At 35.8% G+C, this 24839-nt stretch carries 20 protein-coding genes; 10 read left to right on the top strand and 10 right to left on the bottom strand.

Going from position 1 to position 24839, the window contains the following annotated elements:
- Positions 1-164 precede the first annotated feature (164 nt).
- Positions 165-575 (top strand): acyl-CoA thioesterase, encoded by a 411-nt coding sequence (locus GGR22_RS03745; RefSeq protein ID WP_182492628.1) that lies wholly within the window; start codon positions 165-167, stop codon positions 573-575.
- A 23-nt stretch (positions 576-598) separates the two neighbouring features.
- Here the strand turns inward: GGR22_RS03745 and GGR22_RS03740 are convergent, their stop codons facing one another.
- From GGR22_RS03740 to ribD, 3 genes are read right to left on the bottom strand one after another with little or no spacing between them, the layout of a single operon-like run.
- On the bottom strand, positions 599-1210 hold the full coding sequence (locus GGR22_RS03740; RefSeq protein WP_182492627.1) for an IMPACT family protein: 612 nt from the start codon (positions 1208-1210) through the stop codon (positions 599-601).
- A gap of 2 nt (positions 1211-1212) precedes the next feature.
- Positions 1213-1821, bottom strand: a complete 609-nt coding sequence (locus tag GGR22_RS03735) for an HAD family hydrolase (protein ID WP_182492626.1) — start codon at positions 1819-1821, stop codon at positions 1213-1215.
- Positions 1814-2857: a bifunctional diaminohydroxyphosphoribosylaminopyrimidine deaminase/5-amino-6-(5-phosphoribosylamino)uracil reductase RibD gene (gene ribD, locus GGR22_RS03730; protein ID WP_182492625.1), complete on the bottom strand. Its 1044-nt coding sequence runs from the start codon at positions 2855-2857 to the stop codon at positions 1814-1816. The genes GGR22_RS03735 and ribD overlap by 8 nt, the downstream gene beginning before the upstream one ends.
- Positions 2858-2885: 28 nt before the next feature.
- On the opposite strand from ribD, the gene GGR22_RS03725 reads away from it, so the two are divergent.
- From GGR22_RS03725 to prmC, 3 genes are read left to right on the top strand one after another with little or no spacing between them, the layout of a single operon-like run.
- Complete coding sequence (locus GGR22_RS03725) at positions 2886-3371, top strand: GNAT family N-acetyltransferase (RefSeq protein WP_182492624.1); 486 nt, start codon at positions 2886-2888, stop codon at positions 3369-3371.
- A 3-nt stretch (positions 3372-3374) separates the two neighbouring features.
- The gene (locus GGR22_RS03720; RefSeq protein WP_182492623.1) at positions 3375-4187 is read left to right on the top strand and encodes a hypothetical protein; all 813 of its coding nucleotides are present in this window, start codon (positions 3375-3377) and stop codon (positions 4185-4187) included.
- Positions 4188-4211: 24 nt separating this feature from the next.
- On the top strand, positions 4212-5066 hold the full coding sequence (prmC, locus tag GGR22_RS03715; protein WP_182492622.1) for a peptide chain release factor N(5)-glutamine methyltransferase: 855 nt from the start codon (positions 4212-4214) through the stop codon (positions 5064-5066).
- Between the two features lie 6 nt (positions 5067-5072).
- Here the strand turns inward: prmC and GGR22_RS03710 are convergent, their stop codons facing one another.
- Positions 5073-6314 carry an ABC transporter permease gene (locus GGR22_RS03710; RefSeq protein WP_121375023.1) on the bottom strand — a complete coding sequence of 414 codons (1242 nt, stop codon included), beginning with the start codon at positions 6312-6314 and terminating at the stop codon, positions 5073-5075.
- 149 nt (positions 6315-6463) lie between these two features.
- Between GGR22_RS03710 and hisS the strand changes: the two genes are divergently transcribed.
- On the top strand, positions 6464-7831 hold the full coding sequence (hisS, locus tag GGR22_RS03705; protein ID WP_182492621.1) for a histidine--tRNA ligase: 1368 nt from the start codon (positions 6464-6466) through the stop codon (positions 7829-7831).
- Positions 7832-7918: 87 nt separating this feature from the next.
- Here the strand turns inward: hisS and GGR22_RS03700 are convergent, their stop codons facing one another.
- From GGR22_RS03700 to GGR22_RS03675, 6 genes are all read right to left on the bottom strand, one after another.
- A complete protein-coding gene (locus GGR22_RS03700; RefSeq protein WP_182492620.1) occupies positions 7919-12565 on the bottom strand; it encodes a LamG-like jellyroll fold domain-containing protein in 4647 nt (1548 codons plus the stop codon).
- 325 nt (positions 12566-12890) lie between these two features.
- A complete protein-coding gene (locus tag GGR22_RS03695) occupies positions 12891-13097 on the bottom strand; it encodes a hypothetical protein (RefSeq protein WP_182492619.1) in 207 nt (68 codons plus the stop codon).
- 17 nt (positions 13098-13114) lie between these two features.
- Positions 13115-17161: a M14 family zinc carboxypeptidase gene (locus GGR22_RS03690; RefSeq protein WP_182492618.1), complete on the bottom strand. Its 4047-nt coding sequence runs from the start codon at positions 17159-17161 to the stop codon at positions 13115-13117.
- Positions 17162-17545: 384 nt separating this feature from the next.
- Positions 17546-18094, bottom strand: coding sequence for a hypothetical protein (locus GGR22_RS03685; RefSeq protein ID WP_182492617.1), 549 nt, complete (start codon positions 18092-18094; stop codon positions 17546-17548).
- A gap of 453 nt (positions 18095-18547) precedes the next feature.
- Positions 18548-19666: a DUF4238 domain-containing protein gene (locus GGR22_RS03680; RefSeq protein ID WP_182492616.1), complete on the bottom strand. Its 1119-nt coding sequence runs from the start codon at positions 19664-19666 to the stop codon at positions 18548-18550.
- A 30-nt stretch (positions 19667-19696) separates the two neighbouring features.
- The gene (locus GGR22_RS03675) at positions 19697-20782 is read right to left on the bottom strand and encodes a DUF3883 domain-containing protein (RefSeq protein WP_182492615.1); all 1086 of its coding nucleotides are present in this window, start codon (positions 20780-20782) and stop codon (positions 19697-19699) included.
- Positions 20783-21034: 252 nt separating this feature from the next.
- On the opposite strand from GGR22_RS03675, the gene GGR22_RS03670 reads away from it, so the two are divergent.
- The 5 genes from GGR22_RS03670 (at position 21035) to GGR22_RS03650 (ending at position 24828) form a co-directional block, all read left to right on the top strand.
- Entirely contained in the window at positions 21035-21799 is a 765-nt protein-coding gene (locus GGR22_RS03670; protein WP_182492614.1) for an HNH endonuclease signature motif containing protein, read from the top strand.
- A 4-nt stretch (positions 21800-21803) separates the two neighbouring features.
- Positions 21804-22214 (top strand): hypothetical protein, encoded by a 411-nt coding sequence (locus GGR22_RS03665; protein ID WP_182492613.1) that lies wholly within the window; start codon positions 21804-21806, stop codon positions 22212-22214.
- Positions 22187-22750, top strand: a complete 564-nt coding sequence (locus GGR22_RS03660; protein ID WP_182492612.1) for a hypothetical protein — start codon at positions 22187-22189, stop codon at positions 22748-22750. Before GGR22_RS03665 ends, GGR22_RS03660 begins: the two co-directional genes overlap by 28 nt.
- A gap of 188 nt (positions 22751-22938) precedes the next feature.
- The gene (locus tag GGR22_RS03655) at positions 22939-24276 is read left to right on the top strand and encodes a hypothetical protein (protein WP_182492611.1); all 1338 of its coding nucleotides are present in this window, start codon (positions 22939-22941) and stop codon (positions 24274-24276) included.
- 21 nt (positions 24277-24297) lie between these two features.
- Positions 24298-24828: a hypothetical protein gene (locus GGR22_RS03650; RefSeq protein ID WP_182492610.1), complete on the top strand. Its 531-nt coding sequence runs from the start codon at positions 24298-24300 to the stop codon at positions 24826-24828.
- The last annotated feature ends 11 nt before the right edge of the window (positions 24829-24839 follow it).

Raw genomic sequence — 24839 nt, 5'->3', positions numbered from 1 at the left:
CCTACAAAAGAAAAAGTGCATCTTTCGTAACTTCTTCGGGAGAACAAATATGTGACAAAAATCTGTAAAAAAAAATTAATTACATGTTGATTTTGTAAAAATATTGTTGTAAGTACACAGTATAAAAACATTGTCTTAACCTTAAATTTAAACTGAAAAAAGACATGCGAGAATATGAATTTAAAGTAAGGGTTCGCTATGCCGAAACGGACCAAATGGGAGTTGTTTATCATGGCAATTATGCCCAATATTTTGAGATGGGTCGCGTGGAATGGCTCAGAAACCTTGGGCTTTCTTATAAATGGATGGAAGAGAACGGAATCATGCTTCCAGTAGTTTCACTTTCCATGAATTACAAAAAACCGGCGCGTTATGACGATTTGATTCGGGTAAAGACAATCTTTAAAAGCCAGACTTCTGTCAAGATAGAATTTGACTACGAAATCTATAACGAAGAAAATGAGTTATTAACAATCGGCAATTCTGTGTTAGTATTTGTGGACATGAAAACAGGGCGTCCGACCCTTCCTCCAAGTTATATTGTTGAGAAACTTTTAGCGTTTATTGAAGAATAATATTGAATTCGCATTTTTGTAATTTATTCTTTCAATTTAATGCTGATTTCATATAAATTTGAAAAAATGTCGAATACCATTTCGGCATTTTTTTTTCGGGTTTTTAGTTCAATTTCACAGCTCATTTCCATTTTTTGGGAAACAATGTCAAGGTTTTTTTCTTTGATGACCCGCATCACCTTGTTCATGTTTTTGTAGTCAAAAGAAACTAAATAGTGGATGTCGATAGTTTTTTCTACGATTTCAGAAGCTTCCAAAGCCATTTGGGCTGCAGTTCTATAGGCTGAAATCAAGCCGCCGACTCCTAATTTTACACCTCCAAAATAGCGTACAACTACAACTAAAACATTCGTGATTTCAAAAGATTGAATCTGTCCGTAAATAGGCATTCCGGCACTATTACTAGGTTCGCCGTCATCATTGGCCCTGAAATGAATTTTTTCTGTTCCAAGTTGGAAGGCATAACACCAATGTCTTGCGGAATGGTGTTGTTTGCGTAAGTCGTCAAGAAAATCTTTTGCTTGTTCTTCTGAAGAAATCGGGAAGGCATAGCCGAAAAACTTGCTGTTTTTTTCTTTGTATAAAACTTCTTCCGAAGGAAAGTCAAGCGTCCTATAAGTGTCTTTTATTTCCAAACCTATAAAGAAATGATTTTTTTATCGAACAAGTCTACCACATCTTCTTCGCCGACCTGTAGATTCCAAACTTGGAAGCCAAGGCTTTCTGCAACATCGGTATTGGCTTTTCTGTCGTCTACAAATAAAGTGCGCTTAGGTGATAATTCGTGCTTGTTGATAATATAGTTAAAGGCTTCCGGTTCTGGCTTTCGCTGTCCTATTTCGAAAGAAAAATAAACCTTTTCAAAACATTGATAAAAATCACGACTGAAAGATTCGCCTACCATATTTTCGAATTGTTCTACATGGATAGCGTCAGTATTGCTCAACAAAAACAGCTGGTAATTGTGCGAAAGCTTTTGCAGGAATTCTAATCGATACAAGGGAAAATCTAATAGGACTTTGCTCCAAGCGTTTTTTATCTGTTCTAAAGAAGCTTTCGGAATATAATTTTGAATTCCTTTCAAAAAATCTTCTTCCTTGATCTTTCCTTTCTCAAATTTATAATTCAGCTTGTCTAGATCTTCATTCCATTCTTTGAGCCCTAGTGATTTCATGGCGTTTTCCATAGCATTGAAATCCAGGTTTATGAAAATATCTCCAAAATCAAAAATTATCGTATTAACCATGGCTTTTGAAAATTAAAAGTTCGTCATTCAAGATGTTTTTCCTTTCGATTAATTCTCCTTTAAGCTTAGGGGCTGCTGTTCCGGATAGAAAAAAATGTGTTCCTTTAAAAACCCGTGCTTCATCCCAAAGACCTGCGTCAATGAAAGTCTGCAACGTTTTTTTGCCACCTTCGATGATGACCGATTGGATATCATTTTTATATAAAATTTCCAAAATGGAATCAGGAAGGCTACTATCAAAGATAACATTTTCAAAAATAATATTTTCAGAATTTGTTAATTTTTCCTGTTCGGTAATGATAATTGTTTTGGTTGTATTGTCTTTTACAAAATAGTCATTAGAGATTTTTCCAGTCCTGTCTAGTACGATCCGTATCGGGTTATTTCCTTTCCAGTCGCGGGAATCTAGTCTTGGATTATCATCTAAAACAGTTTGTGTTCCTACTAAAATTGCTTGCTCTTCAGTTCTCCATTTGTGAACCATTTGACGGGAATACGTATTAGTAATCCAAACCGGCTTTTGTTCTTCTTTGGTATTAGGACTCAAAAATCCGTCAGCACTTTCTGCCCATTTCAAGATTATATAAGGTCTTTTTTTCTGGTGAAACGTAAAAAAACGCTTGTTCAGTTCATTGCATTCTTTTTCCAAAATTCCGACTGTCACATTTCTGCCCGCTTTAATCAGTTTTTTGATTCCGTTTCCAGAAACTTTAGCAAATGGATCGATGGTGCCGATAACAATATTGGGGATTTTTTGCTGGATAATTAAGTCGCAGCAAGGAGGTGTTTTTCCGAAGTGGCTGCAAGGTTCCAAGCTGACATAAATTGTCGATTCAGCAAGTAAAGATTTGTCTTTTACAGAATTGACGGCATTGACTTCAGCATGTGGCTCGCCCGCTTTTTTATGCCAACCTTCGCCGATAATTTTATTTTCATGCACGATAACACTTCCTACCAATGGATTCGGATAGGTTGTTCCCAGTCCATTTTTGGCAAGCTCGATGCATCGTTTTATGTATTTTTCGTGTATCTTCACGTCACAAAAATAAGTTTTTCCGTCAAGAATGAGCACGATTATAATAAGAGAAATCCAAAAGACTGACAACGTTGCGATTGCCAAAGTGATTCGCGAGGTTTTGATTGAACATAATGTGCCAAAAGTCGGTACGGCCTATGCCGATCCGTCGCTTGATTTTATGCAGGAGAATTATTCAGCGCCAAAATCTGCTTATTTTGTTGTTGAAAAAGACGGAAAAATTATAGGCGGGGCAGGTGTGACACAGCTTGAAAATGGACCGAAAGACGTCTGCGAATTGCAGAAAATGTATTTTTTATCAGAAGCCAGAGGATTGGGCTTAGGTACAAAGATGATGGAGAAATGCCTAGGCAAAGCAAAAGAATTTGGCTATGAAAAATGCTATCTTGAAACCATGCCTTACATGGAAGAAGCCCAAAAGCTTTACAAGAAATTTGACTTTGATTATTTAGATGCGCCGATGGGCAATACAGGTCATACCTCTTGTCCGGTTTGGATGCTAAAAATATTATAATCTATGAAGAAGCTATTTGCATTAGTGTTTTTGTTCTCAATTTTAGTATCCTGTACAAAAGCCAAGACAAAAACTGAGGAAGCGAACGATACTTTGTCTGTTAAAAAAGAAGTTTCTTCGATAGAGATAAAATCCGTTGAAACAGTCGTAGATGAAGAGTTCAAAAATGATTTTGCTATTTTACTAGCTTCTACTTTTAGAGATTGGGAAGGTGAAAATCCGGCAAAATCGCTAACCAAAAATTGGATTGATTTATACGAAAAGAATGGAAAATATTATTTAGGAAAAGCCGATTTTGATCTTGAAAGCGGTTTTTCAGAATGCAGCGGCGATTCTACAAAGACAATCGAATCTCGAAATAAAACGGTTCTTTTCATGGATTATCCGGAGTTAAAATTAGGAGAAGTGAAGTCGTTGAAAATTTCTCAAAAACGAATCTGGCCAAAAGAGAAAATAGCGTTTACTTTCAACAATGTTGAATACTTTTTGAGAGGCGAGGGAGATATCATCGAAAAAGGAGAGACGATGGAAGATGGCAGTGAAAATCCTGTGCCTTGGCATAAAGTGGAAAACTACAAGCTTTTTATTTCCACAAAAGATACTCCTGAAAAATTGCTTTTAAAAGAAGATTCTTTTAATGATACTTTCGTAGAACTAATTTTTGTCGGCGACATCGATCGCGATGGAAAACTTGATTTTATCTTTAGCGCGAATAGACATTACGAAGAAGAAAGGGTAATTTTGTTCCTTTCCTCAAAAGCAAAAGAAAATTTGGTCAAAAAAGTGTCTGAAATAGTCAGGACTTTTGACTGTTAATCTTGAATCATAAATTACGAAGCAATGCTTGCCAAAGACTACAAAACTCTTTTTATCGAAAAACTCACTCCGCTATATGATTTACTTGAAACAGAAAGTTTCTTTTATATCATTTTAGAAGATTTGCACCTGATGAAAAGGATTGATTTGGCTTTGAATCCAGGATTTTCTTTTTCTGATGAAGAACTTGAAAAGTGGAATTCGATTACAGAAAAGTTGCAAAAAGAAATTCCAATACAATATATTTTAGGTAAGGCACATTTTTACGGATTAGAATTTGAAGTTAATGAAAATACACTGATTCCGCGCCCAGAGACGGAAGAATTGGTAGAGTGGATTGTCAAAAAAAATGAATTTAAAGGAAAAATAAAAATTCTTGATATCGGGACAGGAAGCGGCTGTATTGCTATTACGCTGGCCAAAAATCTTCAAGATGCAACAGTTTTTGCTATTGATGTTTCTGAAAAAGCGCTGGAAACTGCAAAAAGAAATGCGGTGAAAAATGAAGTAGATGTGACTTTTCTATTAAAAAATATTTTAGAAACTGAAGATCTAGGACAAAATTTTGACATTATCGTTTCCAATCCGCCGTATGTGAGAAATCTTGAAAAAGAAGAAATCAAAAAGAATGTTTTGGACTACGAGCCGCATTTGGCATTGTTTGTTGAAGATGACGATGCCCTAATTTTCTATCGAAAAATTGCTGAATTAGGACAAAAAAACCTTGTCCAAAACGGACAGCTTTATTTTGAAATCAATCAGTATCTAGGAACAGAAATGATGGATTTGTTGCAAGCAAAAAACTTTAAGGATATAGAATTGAGAAAAGATATTTACGACAATGACCGGATGATTTTTGGATTAAAATCAGACGGTTAAATTGATTTATTCGTATCTCAAAGCCTCGATAGGATCCAGATAAGCGGCTTTTATAGCAGGGTAAAGGCCTGAAAATAAAGCTACGATAAAACTGATAATTACAGCGGCAATAATAGCTTTCCAAGGAGCGACAAATTCAAAATCCAGCCCGGTAGAAATTCCATAGCCAATCAATACGCCGAGAATAATTCCCACAAAACCGCCCAGCTGTCCAATAACAAGACTTTCTGTGAAAAATTGGAAAGCAATGGTCGAACGTTTAGCGCCAAGTGCTTTTCGGACTCCAATTTCGCGTGTTCTTTCCGTCACCGAAACAATCATGATGTTCATCAAAGCAATCGATGACCCGAAGACGGTTATGATACCAATTATCCAAGCCGCATAACCCATAAATTCCGTTTGAGATCGGAGCATTTCCAATAGCTCATCGCTTCTGGTGATTCCGAAATTATTTTCTTCAACAGGGTTTAGTTTTCGAACTTTTCGCATCGTGATAATGGCATCATCTACAGCAGCATCTAATAATTCTTCTTTCCCAACAAGTACTTTTAAGTCATAATTGATGTTGGGAGCAGTAAATAAGGAACGTGCAATCTGTGTCGGGATGAGGACTCGCAAATCTTGGCTGTTTCCAAAAGTGGAGCCTTTCTCTTTCAATACGCCAATCACCCTAAATTTGGCACCTCGTATAGACAGCACTTTGTCAATCGGGTTTATATCTTTTAAAAGTCCTTTTAAAAAATCAGAACCTACTACGCAGACATAATTATTGTTTTGGATGTCAAATCCGGTAAAATTTCGTCCCATTTGAGTTTCCAGACCCGAATTGATGAGGAAGTTTTCATCGACTCCCAAAACTGAAATATCTGGATCGGTCTTTTTGTTTTCAAACTTAATTTCGGCTGTTGAAGTCGCTGTAAATGATAAAGAAGTCGAAGTAAAAGGATAGGAGTATTTCTCTTGGAAAGCCTTTGCCTGCGGATAACTGATAATCGGATTTATCTTTTCAACATTGTTATTTCGGTTGATTTGGGCTGAAGCGTCATATTGGCCCATCGAAAACGTGTTGGCACCCATAGACGAAAAGTTGCCGCTGATAGTATTTTCTAAAGCTGATACCAAAGTAAGGATTCCGACCAATGCCGTGATTCCGATTGCAATGATAAGTACCGTAAGGATAGTACGCAATAACTGTGTCCGAATGGAACCCATTGCGATATGCACATTTTCTTTCAGCAGTTTGAACATGTTTCTGTTTTATGGCTCTAAAGTATGAATTTTTAGAACAAAAGTGGCAAGCCGAAAGTCAAAAGTTGAAACCCGATTCTATTTTCCCAAATCCCAAATAAAAATAAGATATTTGCATAAGTTTAAAGTACAATCTAAGAAGTCAAAAAATGGCCAAACCAGGAATTCCAAAAGGGACCAGAGATTTTTCTCCGATCGAGGTTTCGAAACGACAGTATATCATCCAAATCATCAAAACCAATTTTGAAAAATTTGGCTATCAGCCTATTGAAACGCCGTCTTTTGAAAATTCAGAAACCCTCATGGGGAAGTATGGAGAGGAAGGAGACCGCTTGATTTTTAAAATCTTGAATTCTGGCGATAAAGTCAAAAAAGCTGATTTGGCGGCTTTGGAAGCAAATAATCTGGCTAAATTTTCCAATTCTTTGTCAGAAAAAGCATTACGCTATGACCTGACTGTGCCTTTTGCCCGATATGTCGTGCAGCGTCAAGGAGAATTGGAATTTCCTTTCAAGAGGTACCAAATCCAGCCGGTATGGAGAGCCGATAATCCGCAGAAAGGCCGCTTTCGTGAATTTTATCAATGCGATGCCGATGTTGTAGGTTCGACATCTTTGTGGCAAGAAGTAGAATTAGTGCAATTGTACGATTCGGTTTTTGCAGAATTAGGTCTGGAAGGCGTTACGATAAAAATCAACAATCGAAAAATACTATCTGGAATTGCAGAAGTTATCGGCGCAAGCGACAAGCTGATTGATTTTACCGTAGCATTGGACAAGCTAGATAAAATAGGCGAGGACGGCGTAAAAAAAGAAATGCTAGAAAAAGGGATTTCAGGAGAAGCCATAGAAAAAGTCCAGCCGCTGTTTCATTTTACAGGAACGATTTCTGAAAAAATCAGCCAGCTTTCCGAACTTTTGTCATCATCTGAAGAAGGCAGAAAAGGAGTAGAGGAGTTGCAGTTCATCTGCGATACGATTGCCAAATTGGGCTTAAAAAAATCGAATTTTGATTTGGATGTCACTTTGGCTCGCGGACTGAATTATTATACGGGAGCTATTTTTGAAGTGGCCGCTCCAAAAACCGTAGCCATGGGTTCTATCGGAGGCGGAGGCAGGTATGATGACCTGACTGGAATTTTTGGACTGAAAAATATGAGTGGGGTCGGAATTTCTTTTGGACTTGACCGAATTTACTTGGTTTTGGACGAACTAGGTCTTTTCCCGGAAACGGTAACGGTTTCTTCAAAAGCTATCTTTTTCAATTATGGAAATGAAGAAGCTTTTTATGCTATGCAGGCCATTACCCGATTAAGAAATGAAGGAATAAAAGTAGAATTATATCCAGACAAAGCGAAATTAGACAAGCAGTTCAAACATGCAGAAAAGCGCCAGATTCCTTTTGTGGTCATGGCAGGTTCTAATGAAATTGCAGCCGAAACTTTTAGCGTAAAAGATTTGATAACAGGCGAAAAACATACGCTAGATTTTAACGGTCTAAAAACATTATTGCAATAATTTTTGAATACTATAAAAGTAAAAAGTCCCGAGAAATCGGGACTTTTTTATTAAACAAACCTAAATTATAATCCCCATAAATTATAATTATCTTACAATGATTTTTGTACTCAAGTCACCTTTTGTAGTTTTTACCTTAACGATATAAGCTCCTGTACTTAAGTTAGAAATCGGAATTTGGATATTTTGTTGTATTTCGTTTTCAACATTCCACGAACGTAAATTTTGGCCTAAAAGTGTATATGCCTCAACTGAAGTTATGGTTGTGTCTAGCAATTTATTTTTGATGTGTAATATATTGTTGTTGCTTGTAAAAGCGATGTCAATGCCTTCTTCAAGTCCATGGTCGACAGTGCCTAGATTTTCGGTTGTAGAGAATCTCAACGAGAATCTTCTGTCGTGTAATCCAGCGTCAAGATTTACCTGAAAAATGTTGTTTTTAATGCTGTGGTAGATTCCGGTCATGTTATCAAAAATGTAGACTTCTTGATCTTCATCTAGGTTTTCTACTTTGTCAAGCATGAATTTTACATTTCCGGCAGCGTCTGCTTTTACGGCCAAAGGATAGATACTGTCTGTGTTGAAATAACCATCGCCTTGGATTACCAATTTGGTTCCGTTGTGGATAAAATACATATCGTTGACTTGGCTGTCAATGTGGATTGCGTCATAGCCTGGCTCAATCTCACTGCTTGCATTTTCGTTCATGAAGCCCAATAATATTTGCCTGTGATAATTATTTCTTGAATCAAATCCAAGCCTTATTTTGATGAAATTATCAGGATCTTCTCCTAGATTTTCTGAATTGTTCTCGAAATGATTAGCATGAGGAATTGTTCGGTTTCCATTTCTGAACATCGCATTTGAATCAGCGTGATTCTCTTTTGCAAACTGTCTTTGGTTGTTATTAAAAATCATATCCCCTCCGATATTGCTTGATGTCACAAAGAATCCTTGTCCTACTGGCACATATCGGTTTGGAGCTTTTGACCCAGGTCCGATGTCTTCAAGCTCTGGCTGTGACATGGCAACAACTCCTCCGACAAGATTTCTCGCCGCATAACCCCCTAGATACGATAGCAATACGTGAGTTTCGCCGCCAAAATGATCCCAGAAATATAAAGTTCCTGTTGTCGAAGTCAAGTTGTCATTGATAAAGGCAGTTGCGTCTAAAGCAGAAGTATACGGATTTCCTGCCAGATTCAATAAGTTCGGACCGATATTGTATTGGATTTTTCCATTGTTTGGCTTGCCGACAAAAGTATAATTTTGGTTTGGCGTTGCAGCGGCACTTCCTTTCATCGTAAAACCTTGAGCAGCTTTCAAAGCTCCGGTATGTCCGACATAAATCCAGTTGGCGTAATTATTAGAAGAACTTTGGAATTTATAAATCCATTTGTTGCTTAATGTTATAGGCGAACCAGCAATTGCATCATTGGCCGATGTCCATAATATGGTTTGCGGTGTTGTCGTTGTTCCATCTCTCAGTACGCTATTTACAGTATAATTATTGTTGTTGGTAGTGCTATTTGGATTACCTACAGGAGAGCACCAGTAGTTGTAATTGTATTTGTTGCTAGTTCCTTGTTGGTCTCTTTCTAAAGAACCTGAACTTGTCGGATCTAGATCGCTATTTAATGTCTGTAGTAGCTGTGATTTCCCTACCAAGTCGATTTTTCCATTTACTTTCAAGTAATGAGAAACCTCTAGTTTGGTGTCGTTTTGGGCACTGAGCGTATTGTTGCTAACGATTAATCCTAAGACCGTCTTGTTTCCTACTGAAGTAACATTGTGGGAAGTTTGTACGATATTCCAATCTACAGGGATGCTGCTGTTTACGATAGATACATTATTTGGAAGCTCTTGCAAAGTACCGTTTGTCCATGTTGCGATTGTAGCCCAGGCTCCGTCTGTTGTAGATACATAAGGCATTGGCGCTGTTTGCGTGCCTACGATGTTTTTGTCAACCGTAAGGTATTTAATTCTTGCCCAACGATTGTTGTCGGATTTATCTTTTATAGATGTTCCGTAAAAAGTATTCAAATCATAATAAGCTTGAAGACTGTTCCATGGAATTACGGAAATATCGTTTTTTGTAATTGTGCTCGGAATGGTTCTTCCGTTAGTGGCGGTTCCGGTTTTTTCTATTTCCTGATTCATCACAAAGCGGATTTGAGTGCTTGTCAGCGCATTGCTCCAGATTCTGATTTCATCAATATCGCCAGAGAAAGTGCTTGTGATAGTTGATTTTCCTTGCCAAACCGCACCAATAGAAAAGTTAGCTGTGTTTGAAACAGGAGTAGGAAGGCTAGAAGCTGTTGCATCTAAAACACCATCGATATAAAGATTTGCAGTTCCGCTAGCGAAAGTAACTGCTACATAATGCCATTTTCCATTATTAATAGAAGTAATGCTCGTAATCCTGTCAGCACCGTTCCAGTTTCCAACTAGCTTATTAGAAGCGTTGATGTAGAACTGATAGGCACCATTTTTTGCAAGAACTGCGCCGCCGCCGCTTGTATGTCTGATCCATCCAGAAACGGTAAAGCTTGAATTTAGATTGATGTTTTTTTCTCCCAATACAAAGTCTCCAGTCTGGTTGTCTAATCTGTATTTGCTGTCGAATTGGTTGGCAACACCAAAGCTAAAGTATTTGGTAGTGTCAAAGTCGTACCATGCCTCATAGTTACTGCCTGTATCGGTCAATGGAATAATATCCACAATGTCATTACTGCCGAAAGCACTGCTTGACGAAACGATCAATACATATTCTTGTGTTGCCGTTTTGGTAAAGTTCGAAGTTAAAGATGATTTAGGAAGAGAAACGACAGTCTGTCCGACATCTGTACCAGTTTCTACAATTTTCCATTTTCTGTTTCCAGAAATAAAAGAAGTGGTAAGACCACCTAAGTTTACGTTAGTTGTTGTTCCTGAAGAAGCAAAAGAGCCGTTGTTGCATCCCCATACCAAATAATCTTTATTGGTTGAAAAAGTTGTTGCATTTGCTGTATTTGTGGCCGCAACTTCTCCCAATCCTATGGCTACATCAGTAGCTAAATTGACACTTCGGGATTGTTTTTGATTTAATTTTGAAAGATCGTCTCTTCCGATTCCTGCAATATTCCAGTTGAATCCTGCATTGGCAGTCGTGTTCCAGATTACTGTTCCGTCTGAATTTACGTAGTTTTGCGACGTACCATTAACGCCCATGGTGATACCGTATTTGATAGCCAGATAACTTTCGATTTTGATTCTTTCGGAAGCATCATTTTTACGAGAACTGAACGTAATGATTTCTGCAACTCTTCCGTCAAGGGTAGCTTTCCAGCCTTCGCTTCGTCCAATCCAGTATTTTCCATTGGATAAGTTCATGAAAGTTCCTGCTGAGGTTGTATTTACGACATTCAATCCGTTATAAAAAAGTTCTTGCGCTGTCGAACCAGAATTATTTCTAGTGTTGATTATACCGACATTAGAATATGTTTTTGAGGTACTTGTTTCTGCAACTCCATATCCATTTCCTAATCCTGAAGATGTATTGTAGGCATAAGAAAGGACTTCGTTGTTGAATCGTTGTGAATAAGCTCCAAAGCCAACGCCGGTAGCGTCATTTGTTTGTGTTGAAGTATCAGAATCTGCACAGAATATATCCATACTTCCGAAAGAGCTGTTTACGGTAACATTCGGAATGACAACTACAAACACGTCTTGGGTATAGTATCCTGTACTGCCGCCAAGGTATTGCTGGCCTGCTAAAGCATAATTATAGCTGCTCGATGCTTCTGTCGAGATATTGTCAAAATCAATAACAGCGTTAAAATTGACGTTATCAGTTTGATTGTTTTTGTATTTAGGTTCCTGTCCTGCTGTATGTACTGTTGCATTGCTTCCCATCGCTTGTGTCTGCCATGAGGTTACATTGGTATTGTCTGTAACTGTTGAAGTACCGTTTACTAAGTCAGCACGTAGCCATAATTGTAAGGCAGAAGTAACGCCACCCGGACCGTTTGGCAACGTGTAAGTAATGATTACCTGTCCGTTTCCGCCATCACCTCCATTTCTATTAGAGGAACCGCTTGTTTTCTTGGCACCGCCACCGCCACCGCCAGGGTTGGAGCCGTCTGTCCCGCCAGCATTTTGAGTACCTGATCCAACACCAGCGCCTCCATTTCCTCCGCCTGCAGGAGCTGTACCGCCATTAGCTGTATTTCCACTGACTCCGTCAAGTGCTGTTCCAGCGGATGAACCACCGCCGCCGCCATAAAGTGTTATAAGGGCTGAACCGTTGGCACCATTTCCGCCAGAGCGTTTGAAGTCGCCGATACTGGAACCTGCGGCGCCTCCATTGCCGCCTCCTGTTGTGTTATTGGCAACGCTTTCTCCTCCTTTGGCAAGTAATAGTGTGTTTGATCCGAACCAAGAGTCGCCTCCCGCGGCAGTGCTTGTACTTCCTGCTCCGACAGTTACGGTATAAGAAGTTGTGGGTACTACAGTTAGTACGCTTCGAACATAAGCGCCACCGCCGCCGCCGCCAGCGCCACCGCTGTTATTGGTTCGTGTTCCGCCTTTTCCGCCGCCGCCCCATGCTTCAACAGTAATACTGGTGACGCCTACAGGTACAGTGAAAGTTCCAGAAGATGTAAATGTTTGATTTTGCGAATAGCTCACGGAAGTAAGCAATACAAGAAATAGTGTAAGCGCTAGCTTACAGCCTAGTAGGTAGGTTTTTTTCATAATCTTATGGGGTTTAGATTAATGATAAATACGATAAAATAGATTTGGGATTTTTTTGCTCCGGGTTACAGGGGCTTAGTAACTTGAGCGGCTATTTTATAGGTTTTAAAGATTAATATTAGATTTGGGTAGTCAAATATAAAAACTTTTTTCGAATTTTAACATAAAACAGTCAAAATATATTGTAAAAAAACGTAAAGGCTTACAAATACTGGTTTTGCAAGCCTTTAGCTAATAGGGAGTTATGGTTTTGATTAAGGTTTTATACCTACAAAAGCATAATTTTTGTCATGGAATTTATTGTTAAAATATCAGTCTTAGAATTTTACAAGTTTTCTGTAACTCTTTTTGATCTGTATTTTAAGAATATATAAGCAAATCCTACTAAGGCTAATAGCCATATATGATCGCTGATTGGAGCGGTCGGACCGTCTAAATCTTCAGGAACTTCTTCAGGATTATCAGCAAACGCAGTTGGTGTCGTAAATAAGAAGAAAATCAAGCTGCAAGTTTTTATTACTGTATTTCTCATGGTTTCCTTTTTATTAATTAGTAAACTGCTTTTTTGATGGCAACGCCATTCTCTGCAGTAGTAATTTTTACAAGCAGTACTTGGTTTGCAATTAAAAGATTTGAAATAGTCGCTTCGTTGTCATCCACACCTAGCTTTGTGTAAATAAGCCTGCCGCTTACGTCATATAGCTCAATCTTGTCCATGATATAGTTTCCGGAATTGATGTGAAGGGCTTCGTTCTTTTTATAAATCACGATGCTGTTGGTGCTTACGGTAGGAGTTTCTACACCTAGCAAGCTTCTGTATACGATTTCAAATCGATTGGTAAAGTTTCCAGATTCTGTTGAAAAGCTATAGCTTGACGTTTTCAGATTATGGATTTGTGCCGTCAGATTATCTTTTAACAAGATGTCTTGGTCGGTTTCAAAAAGACCGTCGACATGATCGATAGCAATGGTGTAATTACCTGGCGTATTCGTTTTAAAGCTTAACGGAACGATATCCTCTGGAGAGAAAGGCAAGCTTCTTCCTTGTATGGCATATTCCGAGTTATCGATATAAGAGGTCAAGGCAATTGGACTATCGTTGAAATATTTTCCTTCAATTCCATAATCTATTCCTTCGGTAGCTCCGGCCATATAGCCAAGCAAAGTCTGGCTCACGACATCAGTTTCATTTGATAAATTCAACCAAATACGGTGTTTTTCAGCTTCATCAGAATCGGAATGGTTTTCTAGGCTGCCGTTTCTCAAAAAGATGCCTGTATTAGTAGAACGTATGCTGTTGTTGAAATTTAGCGTTGATTGCGTTGCGCCATTTTTTACTTTCACGAAAAATCCTTGTCCGGTGCTGATGATACCATTCGGATTCATGGCAGCAACTTCAGGTTGAGCGCTTGTCATTCCAAGTCCTGTAGTTGTTGCATAACCGCTTCCAGCCACACCGTTTCTTTTTCTCCAAAACCAAATTGTTCCGTCAATTGCGTTAGAGTTCGAAGAAAATAATCCTGAAATCGAAATTGCTGATGGATATGGATTTCCTACAAGATTAAATCCGTTGTTAGCATTAGAAAGTGTAAAGCTATAGCTTCCATTGTATGGAATTCCGATAAAAACTCCGTTATAAGAAACTCCAGGAATTGAAGAACTTACATAAGAAGCATGATTGTCCGGAACTCGTATCAGATAACCTTTTGCTTGTGCAAAAGTATACGTTGCTTCGTTTTGGGCAGGATAGATGGCTTCGTAACTGCCATTATTTCCAAGCATAGGATTGTAAATGTAAAACCTGTTTGTTAGAGTTGAAGGCGAAAAACTGCGAAGGTTTTGTCCGCTAACTGGCGATGACCATAAGGTATAATCAAAACGATACAATGGCGCACTATTTCTTTTGACAGTAATTAGTCCTGTATTTGTAGCGTTATTTGTTTGGATTAAATTGGCATTGTTTTCTACTATAAAGTTTTCAGCGCCTGCATTGTTTGTAATGCCGTTGCTAACGGTGAGGCTTGTTCCTGTATTTACAATTATTGTATAGCCAGAGTTTACGGTTAGGCTTTTTGTAGTGAAAGAACCATTAGTGCTTGTCGAGAAATTTCCGTTTATGATCGCATCAACACTTGCTGTTGGCGCTCCGTACGACCAAGAAGTACCGTTCCATGTAGTTGAGGTCGGTGCTGTAATCGTGAAAGCAGTTGCTACTGTCGAAAAATTATTGCAAGTGTTGTTGATTTTTACATCAATGGTACCGCTGCTCGTAATTTCAGAGGCTAGGATTGGAGCTGTTAATTGAGTCGCGCTTACAAAAGTCGTAGTTTTGTTTACGCCGTTCCAACTGATTATAGATTCTCCGCTTACAAAATTAGTTCCGTTTACGGTCAATGTAAAGCCTGCATCACCTGCAATTTTGGTAGTCGGAGTAATTGTAGTTATCGCAGGGTTTGGTTTTACGGTCACAACAACTTCGTCTCTGGTACTTTTGAATGTCTGTAATTTCCAGTTGAAGAAAGTCAGGAATGTTCCGCTTCCGCTATTAGCTGTTATTGATACGATTCCATTCGTGTAGGGATAAGTGATTCCCGAATCTGCTCTATAAATACTAGCTCCAGAAATTTCTCTTAAGACTAATCTCAAGTTGTTTTCTGCTGGAACAAAGAAATTCAAGTCAATCTCTTGCGTTCCCGAAGCAGCCAATTTTATTACTTTAGATTCTAGCATTGCTCCAGCGCTATTTTGCAGTTCGACCATTACCTCTCCTGTAGCGCTTGTGTTGATCAAGACACTTTTTAGCCTTGCAGGGGCAGTAGAACTGAAAATAGAATATCTGTTTCTAGCAGTCGCGTTATCTACAGTAGCACCTCCAGCAATTGTAGCCGGGCCAACTGTCTGTGGCGTTTCGCGCTCTACAAAATAAGATGTAGTTGTGCTTAGCTCTGGAGTCGTGTAAGAGCTTCCTGTAGCCAAAACCGTTGGAGTCGTATTATTAGCATACCATCTGATAGTTCCGGTTCCTGTAGCTGTCAAGGCAGCAGTCTGGCCTTCGCAGATGGTCTTGTCGGCTGCAGTAGGAATAGCTGTGCTAGCCACCATAGTTATATTCAAGGTTGTCGCTGCATTGTTAGCAACGGTCACGCTTTGCGTCTGGCTAACATAGCCTGGTGCTTCAAAAGTAACATTATATGTTCCTGCAATAAGTACTTTGTAATAATCTCCTAATGGACCTGTCTTTACCCAAGAACCCATCAAGTCATAATTGCTGATGTATACTTTAGCTTCAACAGCTTCGCCAGCGGCATTTTTCACGGTTCCTTTCAGGCCATAACTGGCTTGTTTCATGTAATTTAGAAGTGCCTGTCTGTTTCTTTCCCAATAAAAAGGAAGGCTGGAAGCAGCCGGAAACTTTGTGGCTGAAATCTCAATGGTAACTTCTTTATTATGGTTAAAAAAGTTGTTCCAGTCTTGTCTTCCTCCGTAAACCGAATACCAAGCCGCGCCATTTGTTGTGCCTGCAAATTGTCCAGAATTGTAAACATCGTCCATGTAATTTGCATTTCCATCGGCAGTCTGGCACAATTGGGCATATTCTTTAGAGACAAATTTGAAATAGTTATCGTGTGGATGGTAGCTAAAATTAGCAGTACTCGGCGTATTCGAAGTATCCCAAGGGAAGTTTACGACTTCAGCGCCTCCGTGATAGTTGGCTGCCAAGACAAAATTTCTTGTTTTTTCAAATTCGATAAAAGCAAGAGTTTCAGCTTGAAATGGATTGCCATCAGGATGGATGCCGTCAATTGGGTCAGGATAGTTTCTGTTTAGATCGACTCCTGCCGCATTTGCTCTTGTTGCTGTATTTCCTGTGGAATTCATAGTGTCGTTTCCAGCTCTTTTATAAGAACCATCAGGATTTGCTAACGGACAGATGAAAATTTCTGTATTATTAACGATACTGCTGATTTCGCTATTTGTAGCGTATCCTGTCAAGAGATAATCAATAAGGCGCAGCATCGTAGGGTATCCGGTAATCTCGTCTCCATGCATGGATGAGGTATACAGAAATTCAGGCTCAGCCTCATCAACTTGTGCATTGTCTGAAATTTTCAGAACATATAATGTCCTGCCGTTTGGAGTTGTTCCAATGCTTTGGAGCTTACACAAGCTAGGGTATGTTGTTGCCCAATATTGCATTTTTGCAACATATTCAGAATACTTTGGATATGCATTCCAAGTATCATCCCAAGCGGCTGTGCTGAAGGTAGTGTATTCATCTACAGCAAATTCATTTTCTGAAACGCTTACTTCAAACGGAATTCCATACGTCTGGAATTTTTTGAATTGCTCCGGATTGGCATACGCCTCGACCTTCAATTCGACAGGATCGACTCTTTTGTGGCTGATGGATAAGAAATCGGCCAGTTCTTTAAATTGTTTTTGGTTTTGAGCTCGAAAAGTGAAGACAACTTCGCCTTTTTCTTGTAGATAGTGCTGAGCTTTTTCAAGTGGGGACTTGCTGTCAGACATCACTTGACCTTGAGTTATGCCCATAACGAATAGGCACAACATTCCTAGGAAGGTAGTTTTGTTCATAATTAATATTAGATTTGGGACTACAAACGTAGGAAAAAAGTTTTAAATAATGTTAAATTGTTGTAAATTATTTGATTTTGATCAAAAATGTTACTCAGATTGCATGAAATAAGACAGATGAAAAAAAGAAAAATGAGGAGTAAATATTAAGTTATCTATAAATCTTATTAGGATTTTAAGCTTAATATTTAATACATATTTTTTACCCCTAATAGTTAGTTAATTGAACGTTCTGATGCGGAGAATAAATATTCCTATTTGTATTGTTTAAGTAAAATAGAAAGGGCTGACAGAAATGTCAACCCTTTGTTTTACAAATAGTTCAAAAGTGAGATTCTTTGAATACTTTGCTAGCGTTTATGGAGATATTAGAGTTGGTAATACTCAGCAACCCTTATTTTTGCTAAAGTCACGCTTAAAAAGTATCTTATTATTTCGCTCAATATAGTCGCCCGATAGAATCAAATAGGGATGATTAGGCGAATACCCTGCGCTGCGACTTCTTACGATTATTTTGTCGTTAACTTTCAGGCTATTTAACTGCTGAAAATCCTTAGGAATAAATTGCATCATGTATTCTTCGCCATCAATCCTGACGATAAGCCATTTTGGTCCTGGCGATTTCGCGTTTGCGCGCTTAAAAGTAACTGAGGTTACCACGGCCTCCATATCGGTAAAATCTTTTATATACTTCCTTATTTTATCATGACTGGCATGCACTTTTTTACCTTCAGGAGAAACCTCCCATTCTTTATACTTTATACCGTCAGGTGAAGCCTCCCATTTTTTCCTGTTATCCAGGACGGCTTTTCTGTAAGCAATAGAAGACGGCTTTGGGGATGGCTTAGTTGCAATTTTAATTTCACGATTAGCAAATACTAGTCCGCTTACCACAACCAGCAGTAAGATCAGCACATAGATGACTCTTTTCATATTTTTTATCCTTTCAAAATTGATTCACCGAATTTACTTTGGTATTTTTCAATTTGAGCGATTTGGATTGTAAATAAAAATGTAAAACTTTGTAAATGATTGTAAATAGTACGTTTGATGCGGCCTCAGGCGGTTATGAAGCAAAAAAAAGCTACTCTCGTTACGGGACCATACCCGCTGTATTAATTAAGAGAAGCAAAAAATTGGCCATAAAAAAAAGCAGTAATCATCAGATTACTGCTTTCCGTAGCGAGAGAGAGATTTGAACTCTCGACCTCAGGGTTATGAATCCAAAAGCCAACCAACTCACACCTCTCGGAATTGCTGTTTTATAGGACCTTTCAGATTTTAAGGAATTCTTGTTTTATTGCCTAATAAAAGTCGTCCTCACTCCAAAACCTCACTCCCACTAAAAGTGCATTATTCATCTTTTTATTTCCCAAAATCCAACAATTATTTAATATCTCTATTATTAATTGAGATGGTTTTAAAAACACCAATATCACCTAATTTAACTCCTTTTCTATGCTGCGCAAAACTATCATCCAATTTTATAGCAATTGATTTAGAAATAAAGTTAATTTTTTGAACACATAGATTAGTTTTTAAATCGGTAACACCAACTTCAATTGCCTCTTCAAAAGGCTTAACTCCACCTTTACCATCATCAATATGGTGAACATTTACAAACGCTTCATTTGCTTTTTTAAAACGCTTTGATTTTTCGAACAAAGTTCTAATATAGTGCTCAGAAGCTCTATGATTAAAATTAATCGTATCAGTTGAATTTAAAAATTGAAGTATATTCAACTGGTCAATACTTTCTTTATTATCTACTTCAACTATTTTCTCTTTTTTGTTGCCTATTTTATACACTTCGGAATCATAAACTACCAAAATATATTTATCGTTTACTGGTAAAAACATTTGTAAGCCTTTCGAGCCATATCCACGTTGACTCACAAAATTCCATTTTCTTTTTTCCAAAAATTGATTGTATATTACTAGTGGATTATCAGAAATAATAAGTGGTGTATTGGTCACATTCTTAATTAATTTATATTTTAAATCAATCAAATCAGGAACAATAGCTACAGCATTGATTAAAGATGTTAGCTTACCTCTTTCACTTTGCAAATGTTGAAAAACTGTTATCAAGTCAGTTGGGACATTATTCCCTGTAATACGTGACTTAGTATTTTGTATTATTTTTTCAAAATTCTTTAGTGTATTGAACCTGACAGGATTCCTTAAATCAAGAACTAATAAAAAATGTAACATCTCTAACTGTGTAGTACTTTCGCAAGTGGGTAATTGTTCTCTTTCCCACATAACTCTAAATATAGGAGCTGATTTACTTTCTAACTCTGATAACCATGTCTCTAAATCTCCAGACTTGCCATAAAAGAAATTACCATAGGACTGTGTGCGAATAGGTGTTGATGCTTGAAAAATGTTATTGTTAACATTGAACATGCCAATGGTCTTTCCATCATTATTGTAAGAAAAGTATCTTTGAAAGAATTGAGGAACGAAATGTTGTATTTTAGTGACTCCTTCTTTATTATTCATAACTATTTTTTTATGACAACTTAAAATCCATTATGTTTTTTTTATTAAAACCCGATATTGTGTTGGGGCCATTAATAGCTGATTTTCAACATTTCCATTTAGCTCGAAAAATTCACCAAAATTATTCTCAGCATTATAGTTGTAAATTCTATAAATGGAATATTGATTAGAGTGCAATCTCATAAAATCAATTTCATTTTCACTTAAATAGAATGGTGAATATTCGTTACCTGCCGTTGTTTTTACCTCTATAAATTTTTCAACTCCATTTTCGTCAAAAGAAAAAACATCATACCCTTTTCCATCTTTAACGATGTCGACTAATGAAGCCTTTTCGTGCAACCCTTTTTCTTTTAAAAAATCAATCTCTCTTTGCTTTACTAAAGCTTCTCCTGCGTTACCTAAATCCTTTTGTATTTTAGCTTTGCTTTGAAAATCTATTTCAACGCCATTAAATTTCCTTTCAGTTTCTGGGATTGATTCGCAACCATTAATTGGTTTACCTCTTTTTATAAGTTGATTTTTGAAAAAAGCAGGTGGAATTGGTTCTCCCCAAACAGAATTAACAATAGCATCGTAATGTTCAATGTGGTCATTAATAAATTCAACACAGGCATTGATTAGTGTTTCCCAATCACTTCTTATTAAGTTTTCAAAAGTGATTTCATTCCATTTAGCTCTTTTTTTAATCAATGATTTACAAAGTTCAATTTGTGATTTACTGAGCTTTGAATCTCTTTTGTCTTGGCAATCAATCTTATACACAAATGCTTCTATAGTCGGATAGGCATCTATTCCGAAAGTAAAAAAAATATCTTTTCCTTTATCATTGTTTCTGAATATTTTGACCCAAGTATATGGTTTAAAAATGGCTCCTTTAACATTGACACCTTCATTATTTTCTTTCCATCCTCTTTGATGCCAGATTTTTTTTCCTTCAATACTAAATCCATCCAGTCTTTTTATAACCTCTTTTCCTAAATAAATACTCTTTTTCCACACAGAATCCATTAAATGGTTTTTAGCGTCTACATGCTTTTTATTTTTAGGGTCATAAGCCTGTAGTTGCCATATTTTGAAAAAATCTAATTCATCTTGAGTAAAAAAATCTATCATATAATTTTATTGTGTATGTTGATTGATTCAACTTTATTAATAAATAAAAAACAAAACTAAATAAAGTTAACACATCAAAATTCAGTATAAATACGTATAACATCACAATGTAAAATTAATTTCTTATTAGGATGAATATGCTAACTTAGCATAGAGTCAGGATAAGGGCAAAATCTTAATTTTAAACTATGTAGAAAATCAAACTTCTTACTCTGATTAATGCTGTTAATAAAAAATATTTTGTTATTAAATATGAATAAAAAAAATAGAATTCCAATTCCACAACACAATAAAACAAAAGCATTTCTTCAACAAGAAGTAAATTCAGAATGTCCTTTTTGTGAAAATAAAGATGTTGGGCATTTTGAAATACATCATATTGATGAAAATCCATCTAATAATGATGTAACTAATTTAATTCTACTTTGTCCGATATGTCATTCTAAAATTACAAAAGGCGACATTAAAAATGAAAGTGTAATCAAAGTAAAGCAAGAATTGAAAAATAAAAAATCTGACATTCAATTTATTTCTCTATCTATTGACAGTGAAAATTGTGGTTGGATTGCTTATGAGAATAACCCATTTGCTTTTCAAGCCATAAAGTTGAAATCATTATTTCCCATTTTCAATTTTACATTTATAAATAATTCTAATAAAACCATTTTACTAACGAATATCAGTTTATCTAACAAACACTTACCAATTGGTCTTTCTGGCCCTTATATACCCTTACCAAATATTTTGAGACCTTTAATAAAATACCAAACAAAGTTACCTGCTGATAAAAAAACAGTAAATACTCAGCTTGCTGATGAAATTGAAGTCCCTCAAGGTAGAGCTTTTAAATTCCAAGTTGAAGTTTTCTCAGAAGCTATGGAAGCTTTTTCACCACCAAATAAATATGCTTTAAATTTCAAATTTGGTTTTAATAATGATAATTACATAGACATCCCTATGATATTACTAAATTCAGAAGAATACTATGAAAAATTAAAATTTATCGGTCTAAGTTAATCTTATGGAAAATTATAAAATATTTGATACCGCATGGGAACCATTAGGAATAGATTCGGAAGTATCTTACATTAAAAGATTCATTATTAAAGGTAAATTTCATCCGAATGTTCCTAAAAGAATTATAAATGAATTCGAAACAGTTGAATACTTAATGGCATTTGCTTATTACCGTATTGAGCTATATAATGAAGCATTTAACAAATGTATGAGACTTATGGAAATGTCTCTAAAGTTGAAAGCAAAGCAAATTGGTATTGATACAAAATTTCAAAATGGTAAAGAAAAAAACCTAAATGCATTAATAAATGAGATTTGCCAAAATTCATATTATGTCGAGTTAAAAAACCAATTAGATTGGTTTAGAAAATTACGAAATATGGAAAAATGCATCCAGAAGAAGGAAGCTATTTAGGAGCCTATTTAAATCATACTTCAAAGTTCAAATTATTTGTAAACATAATTAACCATCTATTTGATGATTCAGATAAATTAGATGATATCCTAAACAACCAAAATAATTTAAAAGCAACGATTGAAAAATTTGACAAAGAATATTACACAGTCTTAATTGACAATAAAAAATATCTCATTAAAAAGGTTGTTGATAGTCGAGTAATCAGTTATAAAGATGAAACAGCATTACTTCTCATATTAGCTCCTGTATTAAAAAATGCATTTGAATACTTATCAAAATATACGTGCAAGCCTTTAGGTGTACTTGTACATAATTATTCAGTTGACAGTAATAGTATCATAGGAGTAACATTAACTGGTAATTCATTTGAACTTATCACAGATAATGAAAAAGAGAATTTAAGTACTGTAATTAAATTTGACAATGATGTTAAAGTTCTAGGGGATATAAATATGATAAATTATGAAATGAGCTTAAAACATCATGCAGTATTAGAAATAATAAATTTGACTTATACTTATTCATGCAACTAATTTATCAACTAAGGGAGATACGTAAAAAGTGAATTAAAATAATAAGAATAGCATTTTGTCCATCCTTTAACCAAATAATGGCTAATCTTTTATTGTGTAATTTCCTATATTTGAAATATGGGCTTATAAATGAATTAATATCAAAAATACATATGCATTGACTGTAATTGTAACAGAATTTTATAATAATGAATCCAAGAGAAAAAAAAGAAATTTTAAATAATATTAGTGAAAAAGAGTTCAGGCAGGACCTTATCATTCCACTGTTAAGCAAAATGGGGTATTTAGCACCAATCGAATATCATGGAACTAACGAAAGAGGTAAGGACATAATTTGTTTTGAATACGACAAATTAAATGAGCAACGTTTCCTGTCTGTTGTTGCAAAAGCTGGTGATTTGACAGGAAGTGCAGCGAGCAATGCGGGATTGATGAATGTAGTTAGTCAAGTTCAACAAGCATTTGATGTTCCATATGAAGACCTTTACAATATGAGACAAGTTTATATAAACGAAGTTTGGGTCATGACATCAGGCAAAATAGTTAGTGGAGCGCAAGAATCCGTGATTAATACTCTCAGAAAGAACAATCTAGACAAACAAATTAAAATAATTGGAGATGACCGTTTAATTTACCTAATTGATAAACATTTCAGTACTTATTGGAATTCAAATACGGAAACGAAAGAAAGTGTTATAATACAACGAGACAGATTGATTTTCTTTATTGAAAAATTATTAACAGTTAATAATGTTGACAAATCAACAATAGAATCCGTCAAGGCTTCGATACTTTATTCTGATTATAATCCAACTATCGCAAAAAATATTGAAGGGTTACATATTTCAAGTGTATCACCATATTCAATTGAGCTTGGGGAAATTGACCCAGAATTTGATGATTTTATTGTTTCAAAAACTTATGGTGTTACAAGTACAATATTTCAAGAATCAAAAAAACAACTATCACACAGCTTTTTTGATATTGAAGAAACTATTGACCACGCTAATAAAATTTCCAAACTGACTAATCCTTGGGAATTTGTTGTTGAAACTCAATCAAACTTAGTAAGAGAATATCCTTTTTATAAGCCATATGGAGATGCTTCAAAATTTATAGACAATATAAGTTTACTTGAAGAAGGTTTAAATGAATTGAAAGTCTTCAAAGCCTTTTTAAAACATAAAAGTAAGTTAGAATGGGTAAAAGAATTAGCTAAATCTATCCCAGAATTATTATCAGAAATTGAAAGTATATTAGAAAATAATAAAGAAGATGAAGTAATTATAAACTTTAAAATTGATGATAGTACAAACAAGGTCTTTATTGAATATAATAATCTTGATGATTCAATTTGTTTTACAACTAAATTTAAACGAATTGAGTTAAATGGATTTCAAAGAAATAAAGATGGTACCTTACCCTCAATAAGGGTAATTGATAACGCATTATTCATATTTAGGAAGTATATAGAAAAAGCTCTTGAATACGATGAAGACAAATGGTTAAATGAGTATGAAGACTAGGCAAAATAATTGTTAATATTTATGGAAGAAATAAGAAATAAATTGGATGAATATTTAGTAATTAGAAATAGATTAAATGTCATAAATCTAAATCTTTCCAATGAGGAAGCCGAAAATCTAAATTCAAAAATATTAGGGTTGAGACATCTTTTTCAGAATAAAGATATTAGTAATGAGCAAGTCTTAGAAAAGAAAGAAGCCTTAATTAATAATTTAACAAATCTGAAAGATTCAATAGAAAAGCTTTCTAGAACAAATCCAAACGAAGGATTGAGTAGAAGTCAGTTTTTTGGAAATGGTGGAATTGAACTATTCAAAAGATTATGCAGGGATATGCTTCATATTATTTGCAGTAAATATAATGGTGGATTTGGCTATGTCGATTTGAAAATAACTCAAAATGTAAATGATTTGATTTCTTATGATAGCTTTATAAATTTCTTAAATCTTGAGATTAGGATATTATCGAATTATGAATGTGAGGATTTTTATTCATTTGTACAATATTATACTGATTTTGAAAACAGAATATTATCAAATTTTACTCTTTAAATTCTAACTGC

The organism is Flavobacterium gossypii (genome assembly GCF_014138495.1).
Lineage (GTDB): Bacteria > Bacteroidota > Bacteroidia > Flavobacteriales > Flavobacteriaceae > Flavobacterium > Flavobacterium endophyticum.
Note: the sequence above shows the minus strand (reverse complement) of the source record. Positions and strands in the feature narration are given on the sequence as shown.

Bases quoted from the DNA above. Each gene is read 5' to 3' on its own strand.
- GGR22_RS03745 (WP_182492628.1), top strand. From the start codon at position 165: ATGCGAGAATATGAATTTAAAGTAAGGGTTCGCTATGCCGAAACGGAC.
- GGR22_RS03735 (WP_182492626.1), bottom strand. From the start codon at position 1,821: ATGGTTAATACGATAATTTTTGATTTTGGAGATATTTTCATAAACCTG.
- GGR22_RS03725 (WP_182492624.1), top strand. From the start codon at position 2,886: ATGAGCACGATTATAATAAGAGAAATCCAAAAGACTGACAACGTTGCG.
- GGR22_RS03720 (WP_182492623.1), top strand. From the start codon at position 3,375: ATGAAGAAGCTATTTGCATTAGTGTTTTTGTTCTCAATTTTAGTATCC.
- prmC (WP_182492622.1), top strand. From the start codon at position 4,212: ATGCTTGCCAAAGACTACAAAACTCTTTTTATCGAAAAACTCACTCCG.
- GGR22_RS03710 (WP_121375023.1), bottom strand. From the start codon at position 6,314: ATGTTCAAACTGCTGAAAGAAAATGTGCATATCGCAATGGGTTCCATT.
- hisS (WP_182492621.1), top strand. From the start codon at position 6,464: ATGGCCAAACCAGGAATTCCAAAAGGGACCAGAGATTTTTCTCCGATC.
- GGR22_RS03700 (WP_182492620.1), bottom strand. From the start codon at position 12,565: ATGAAAAAAACCTACCTACTAGGCTGTAAGCTAGCGCTTACACTATTT.
- GGR22_RS03695 (WP_182492619.1), bottom strand. From the start codon at position 13,097: ATGAGAAATACAGTAATAAAAACTTGCAGCTTGATTTTCTTCTTATTT.
- GGR22_RS03690 (WP_182492618.1), bottom strand. From the start codon at position 17,161: ATGAACAAAACTACCTTCCTAGGAATGTTGTGCCTATTCGTTATGGGC.
- GGR22_RS03685 (WP_182492617.1), bottom strand. From the start codon at position 18,094: ATGAAAAGAGTCATCTATGTGCTGATCTTACTGCTGGTTGTGGTAAGC.
- GGR22_RS03680 (WP_182492616.1), bottom strand. From the start codon at position 19,666: ATGAATAATAAAGAAGGAGTCACTAAAATACAACATTTCGTTCCTCAA.
- GGR22_RS03675 (WP_182492615.1), bottom strand. From the start codon at position 20,782: ATGATAGATTTTTTTACTCAAGATGAATTAGATTTTTTCAAAATATGG.
- GGR22_RS03670 (WP_182492614.1), top strand. From the start codon at position 21,035: ATGAATAAAAAAAATAGAATTCCAATTCCACAACACAATAAAACAAAA.
- GGR22_RS03665 (WP_182492613.1), top strand. From the start codon at position 21,804: ATGGAAAATTATAAAATATTTGATACCGCATGGGAACCATTAGGAATA.
- GGR22_RS03660 (WP_182492612.1), top strand. From the start codon at position 22,187: ATGCATCCAGAAGAAGGAAGCTATTTAGGAGCCTATTTAAATCATACT.
- GGR22_RS03655 (WP_182492611.1), top strand. From the start codon at position 22,939: ATGAATCCAAGAGAAAAAAAAGAAATTTTAAATAATATTAGTGAAAAA.
- GGR22_RS03650 (WP_182492610.1), top strand. From the start codon at position 24,298: ATGGAAGAAATAAGAAATAAATTGGATGAATATTTAGTAATTAGAAAT.